General features: G+C 66.8%; 5 protein-coding genes. All 5 read right to left on the bottom strand.

What is annotated here, in order from left to right; translation table 11 throughout:
- Positions 1-221, bottom strand: a 221-nt coding sequence (locus VDP82_RS13080) for a hypothetical protein (protein ID WP_323015287.1), incomplete at its 3' end; no start/stop codon positions are given.
- Positions 222-585: 364 nt separating this feature from the next.
- On the bottom strand, positions 586-3180 hold the full coding sequence (gene topA / locus VDP82_RS13085; RefSeq protein ID WP_323015288.1) for a type I DNA topoisomerase: 2595 nt from the start codon (positions 3178-3180) through the stop codon (positions 586-588).
- Positions 3181-3267: 87 nt separating this feature from the next.
- Positions 3268-4389, bottom strand: a complete 1122-nt coding sequence (gene dprA / locus VDP82_RS13090) for a DNA-processing protein DprA (protein ID WP_323015289.1) — start codon at positions 4387-4389, stop codon at positions 3268-3270.
- A 3-nt stretch (positions 4390-4392) separates the two neighbouring features.
- Positions 4393-5001: a glycerol-3-phosphate 1-O-acyltransferase PlsY gene (plsY, locus tag VDP82_RS13095; RefSeq protein WP_323015290.1), complete on the bottom strand. Its 609-nt coding sequence runs from the start codon at positions 4999-5001 to the stop codon at positions 4393-4395.
- A 201-nt stretch (positions 5002-5202) separates the two neighbouring features.
- On the bottom strand, positions 5203-5621 hold a 419-nt coding region (locus tag VDP82_RS13100; protein WP_323015291.1), incomplete at its 5' end, for an amidohydrolase family protein.

Genomic DNA, 5621 nt, shown 5'->3' on the forward strand with positions numbered 1-5621 from the left:
TTATCGCGTTTCCGAACCGCAAAACCGTTTCCACTTTTGCTGGAAACGCTCCAGGCGCCGTCAAGCCCGACTAAGGTCTTGGGCCTTAATGCCGCAGGGGCGGCAACAAGCCATTGAAAAGCCTGAAATGATGGCCATGTTGGTGGGGAGCGCAAAGCTCGTTCCGCAACATCAACGATTTGTGCCGATCCATCGATGGAATGGACGGCAAGGAGGTTCATACCATGCCCGCCCTCAGGCTCTGTCAGTCATGCCACGGACCCCGGCCGCGCGCCGCTGTTCGCTGTCCATGGTGTCTGACAAGCTATACTTCGCCCAGACGAGACCCCGATCATCTCTTCGCGGCGCCCGATGGCGAGAAAGGCATGGAACCTCCGGCATATATGGCAGAGGCGCCGGCTCAGGCCTGAGCCTTTGGGCCGTGCGACCAAATGCCCATGGCCTTCGGGGACGATATGGCCATGATGGCGACAGCGGCGCGTGCCGGAAACGACCGCGCCGCAGGGGCTTGAGCGCTGCTCAGGTGGCGCTCGCCCCGTCTTTTTCCTGACCCAACTCCCCCGGCCCTCGTGCCGGGGTTTTTTGTCATTCGGCGGCCTTGGCCGGCGCTTTCCTGGCGGCGGGCTTTTTGGCCGGAGCCTTTTTTGCCGCCGGCTTCCTGGCGGCGGGTTTTTTGGCCGCGGCCTTCTTCTTCGGCGCGGCGCCGGCCTTGGCGGCGATCAGCGCCAGGGCCTGCTCCAGCGTCACGTCCTCGGGCTTGACGTCCTTGGGAATGGTGGCGTTGACCTTGCCCTGGTTGACATAGGGCCCGTAGCGACCGGGGCGCACGGTGATGGGGCCATCGTCGTGCTCGAAGGTCTGGATGGCGGCGACGGCGGCACTCCCGCCGCGCTTGAAGCCGCCGGCGGCCTTCTGGGCGATGAGATCGACGGCGCGGTTGATCCCGACGGTGAACACCTCTTCCACATCGGGCAAATTGGCATATTTGCCGTCATGCAGCACGAAGGGGCCGTAGCGGCCGATGCCGGCGGAAATGGGCAGGCCGGTTTCGGGGTGCAGGCCCACCTCGCGCGGCAGCGAGAGCAGTTGCAGGGCCTTTTCCAGCGTCAGGGACGCCGGGTCCCAGCCGCGCGGCAGCGAGGAGCGCTTGGGCTCCTTGCCATCGCCCAGTTGCACATAGGGGCCGAAGCGACCGGATTTGAGCAAGACTTCCTCGCCCGTCGCCGGGTCGGTGCCCAGGATGCCGTCGCCGGGGGCGGCTTCCCCCGACTGGCCGGAGGCGGCGTCGGAGAGCTGCATGGTGTGCTTGCATTCGGGATAATTGGAGCAGCCGATGAAGGCGCCGAACTTGCCCAGCTTGAGCGAGAGCATGCCGGTGCCGCAGGTGGGACAGCGGCGCGGGTCGGACCCATCCTCGCGCGGGGGGAAGATGCGGCTGGCCAGCGCCTCGTTGAGCGCGTCGAGCACCTCGGACACGCGCAGATCCTTGATTTCCTCGACATTGCCGGTGAAATCGGCCCAGAAATCGCGCAGCACCTGCTTGTAGTCGAGCTTGCCGTCGGAAATCTCGTCCAGCTGCTCCTCAAGGCCGGCGGTGAAGCCGTATTCGACATATCGGGTGAAGAAATTTTCGAGGAAGGCGGTGACGATGCGGCCCCGATCCTCGGGATGCAGCGCCTTGCCTTCGAGGCGCACATAGTCGCGATCCTTGAGGGTGGACAGGGTCGCCGCATAGGTCGAGGGGCGACCGATGCCCAGCTCTTCCATCTTTTTGATCAGGCTCGCCTCGGTATAGCGGCTGGGCGGCTGGGTGAAATGCTGCTCGATCTCGATTTTTTCCAGCGCCGGCTGGTCGCCCACGGCGAGCGGGGGCAGCTCGCGGCTGTCCTCGTCCTCGGTTTCCTCGTCGGATTTGGCCTCGACGCCATAAAGCTTGAGAAAACCGGGGAAGGTGACGACGGAGCCGACGGCGCGCAATTCGACGGCGCGGCCGGGCACGTTGACGGCGATGTCGACGGTGGTGCGGTCGATCTCGGCCGACTTCATCTGACTGGCCAGGGTCCGGCGCCAGATGAGGCCGTAGAGACGGGCCTGGTCGGCATCGAGATTGAGGCTTTCGGGCCGCTTGAACATGTCGGTGGGGCGGATGGCCTCGTGGGCCTCCTGGGCGTTCTTGGCCTTGGTCTGGTAGAGGCGCGGCTTTTCGGGAAGGAATTCGTCGCCGAAATATTTGCCGATCACCGAGCGGGCCATGGCGATGCCCTCGGGGGCCATCTGCACCGCGTCGGTTCGCATATAGGTGATGAGCCCGTCTTCATAGAGGCGCTGGGCGATCTGCATGGTGCGGCTGGGCGACAGGCCCAGGCGCGAGGAGGCGTCCTGCTGCAATGAAGAGGTGGTGAAGGGAGCGTAGGGATTACGCTTGGTCGGCTTTTTTTCCACCGACGACACGTTGAAGCGGCCCGATTCGACGAGGTGCTTGAGCGCGGCGGCGTCTTCGCCGGTCTTGATGTCGAGCTTGTCGGTCTTCTTGCCGTCGACGGAGAAGAGGCGGGCGAGGAAGCTCTTGCCGCCCTGGCTGAGGCTGGCCTCGAGCGACCAGTATTCCTCGGGGCGGAATTTTTCGATCTCGGCCTCGCGGTCGGAGACGAGGCGCAGCGCCACCGATTGCACACGGCCGGCCGAGCGCGAGCCGGGCAGCTTGCGCCAGAGAATGGGCGAGAGGGTGAAGCCGACGAGATAATCCAGCGCCCGGCGGGCCAGGTAGGCATCGACCAGCGGCATGTCGATGTCGCGCGGCTTGGCCATGGCGGCGGTGACGGCATCCTTGGTGATGGCGTTGAAGACGACGCGCTGGACCGGGGTATCTTTCTTCAGCGCCTTCTTCTGGCGCAGCACGTCGAGCACGTGCCAGGAAATGGCCTCGCCCTCGCGGTCGGGGTCGGTGGCCAGGATCAGCCCGTCGGCGCCCTTGAGCGCGCCGGCAATGTCGGAAAGGCGCTTGCGCGAGGCCGTGTCGACCTCCCAGGACATGGCGAAATCCTCGTCGGGACGCACCGAACCATCCTTGGCCGGCAGATCGCGCACATGGCCGAATGAGGCCAGGACTTCATAATCCTTGCCGAGATATTTGTTGATTGTCTTGGCTTTAGCCGGACTTTCAACGACGACGACCTTCATGGACAACCCGTTCCGCAACGCTTCGAGAGGAGTGGCGCAACATGGTGAAGGCGGGGGGCGGTGTCAACGGGGGGAGGTTGCCGGAAACTAAACCGAGCGCAGGGCGACCATCTGGCCGCCGGACCATTCGATGCGGCCACAGAGATCAAGCTCGAGCAGCAACATCTGCATGGCGGAGGCGGAAAGGCCGGACTGCTGGATCAACTCGTCCGCCTCGACCGGCGTCGGGCTGAGGAGCGAGAGCAGGCGCGCACGGGCGTCGGCATCGGGCGGGGCGTCGTCGGGAAGGCTGTCGGGGAGCCAGTCGGGCTCGAAGAGGCTGGCGCGGGCCGGATCGGCATGGCCCAGGACATCGACGATGTCGGCGGCCGAGGTGACCAGATGCGCGCCCTGGCGGATCAGGGCATTGCCGCCCTCGGCGCGCGGATCGAGCGGGGAGCCGGGAATGGCGAAGACGTCGCGGTTCTGCTCCAGCGCCAGGCGGGCGGTGATGAGCGAGCCGCTGCGCTTGGCCGCCTCGACCACGACGATGCCGAGGGAGAGGCCGGACACGAGCCGGTTGCGCCGGGGAAAATCGCGGGCGCGCGGCTCCCAGCCCAGCGGCATTTCGGTGAGCAGCGCCCCGCCATTGTCGAGAATATCGTGGGCGAGGGGGATGTTTTCGGCCGGATAGATGCGGTCGAACCCGCCGGCCAGCACGGCGATGGTGCCGGTGGAAAGGCTGGCACGGTGGACGGCGGTATCGATGCCGCGGGCGAGGCCGGAAACACTGGTATAGCCGCGCGCGCCCAGATCGGCGGTCAGCAGCCGGGCCAGCTTGAGCCCGGCGGAGGAGGCGTTGCGCGCGCCCACCAGGCCGACGGTGCGCTGCCAGTCGAGCCCGGCGCCGCCGGCCATGGTGAGCAGCGGCGGCGCGGCGGCAATATAGCGCAGCAAGGGCGGGTAATCGGGCTCGCCGCTGGCCACGAGCCGCGCGCCATAGCGGGAAAGGCCGGCGATTTCATCCTCGGCGGCGGCGAGGCTGGGCGGGGTCAGGGGCCGACCGCTGCGCCGGGACAGCGCCGGCAGGGCCTCGATGGCGGCTTCGGCCGAACCGAAGCGGTTGAGCAACTGGCGAAAGGTCACCGGACCGATATTGTCGGTGCGCAAGAGGCGCAGCCAGGCCAGACGCTGCGCATCGGAAAGAAGGGCGGCTGGATGGGCCGCCAAGGATCAGCCCGCCTTGTTTTCCGAGCCGATGGTCGGCTCGGTGCCGGCCAGGAGCCGGGCGATGTTTTCGCGGTGCTGGTAAAAAAGCAGCAGCGCCATGACGGCGACGGCGCCGGCCAGCCACTGATCGGCCAGCACGAAAGCGAAGATGGGCGCGGTGGCGGTGGCGGTGAGCGCGGCGAGCGAACTCATCTTGCGGGTGAGGGCGATGAGCAGCCAGACGGCGCAGAAGATGAGCCCCACCGCCCAGGCCAGCGCCAGCAGCGAGCCGATCATGACGGCGACGCCCTTGCCGCCCTTGAAGCCGAGCCAGGCGGGAAAGCAATGGCCGAGAAAGGCGCCGATGGCGGCGAGCATGGCCGCTTCCTCGCCCCAGAAATGGCGGGCAACCAGCACGGGCAGGGCGGCCTTGGACGCATCGAGCACCAGCGTGGCGGCGGCAACCCAGCGATTGCCGGTGCGCAGCACATTGGTGGCCCCGATATTGCCCGAGCCGATCTTGCGGATATCGCCCAGCCCGGCGGCGCGGGTGAGGATGAGGCCGAAGGGGACCGAGCCGCACAGATAGCCGAGAATTACAGCGTAAAGGAGGGCGAGCGGATCGACGGTCATGGAGATTCCTCAGGCAGTGGCGCAAGGGTAGCGTCGGGGATGGGGCGGGGGCAAGCGGGAAGTGGTCTGCCGGTTCTCCGTCATCCCGGCCTCGAACCGGGATCGAACCTGAGATTGCAGCACCGGCATAGGGTCAGGATGGGCCCCGGAACGGGTCCGGGGCGACAGGGTGGATGGGGCGGAATTTTGCGCCCGAAGCCCTCAGCCGATATGCCGGTGCACCGTTTCCCCGGCGACGATGGTGCGCATGACCCGGCCGGCGAGGCGGGCGTTTTCGAAGCTGGTGTTACGCGAGCGCGAGCGCAGGTCGGCTTCGGTGACCTGCCAGGGATAATCGAGATCGACCAGGATGAGCTCGGCCGGGGCGCCCTTGGCGATGCGGCCCGAGGGCAGGCCGAGGATTTCGGCGGGGCGCTGGGTCATGGCGCGCAGCAGCGTCATGAGGTCGACATCGCCGGAATGATGCAGGCGCAGCGCGGCGGCGAGCAGGGTTTCCAGGCCAATGGCGCCATCGGAAGCCTCGGCGAAGGGCTGGCGCTTGACCTCGGTGTCCTGGGGATCGTGATCGGAATGGATGGTGTCGATGACGCCGCTGCGCAGGCCCTCGATGACGGCCTGGC

This window comes from Devosia sp. (assembly GCF_034675085.1).
Lineage (GTDB): Bacteria > Pseudomonadota > Alphaproteobacteria > Rhizobiales > Devosiaceae > Devosia.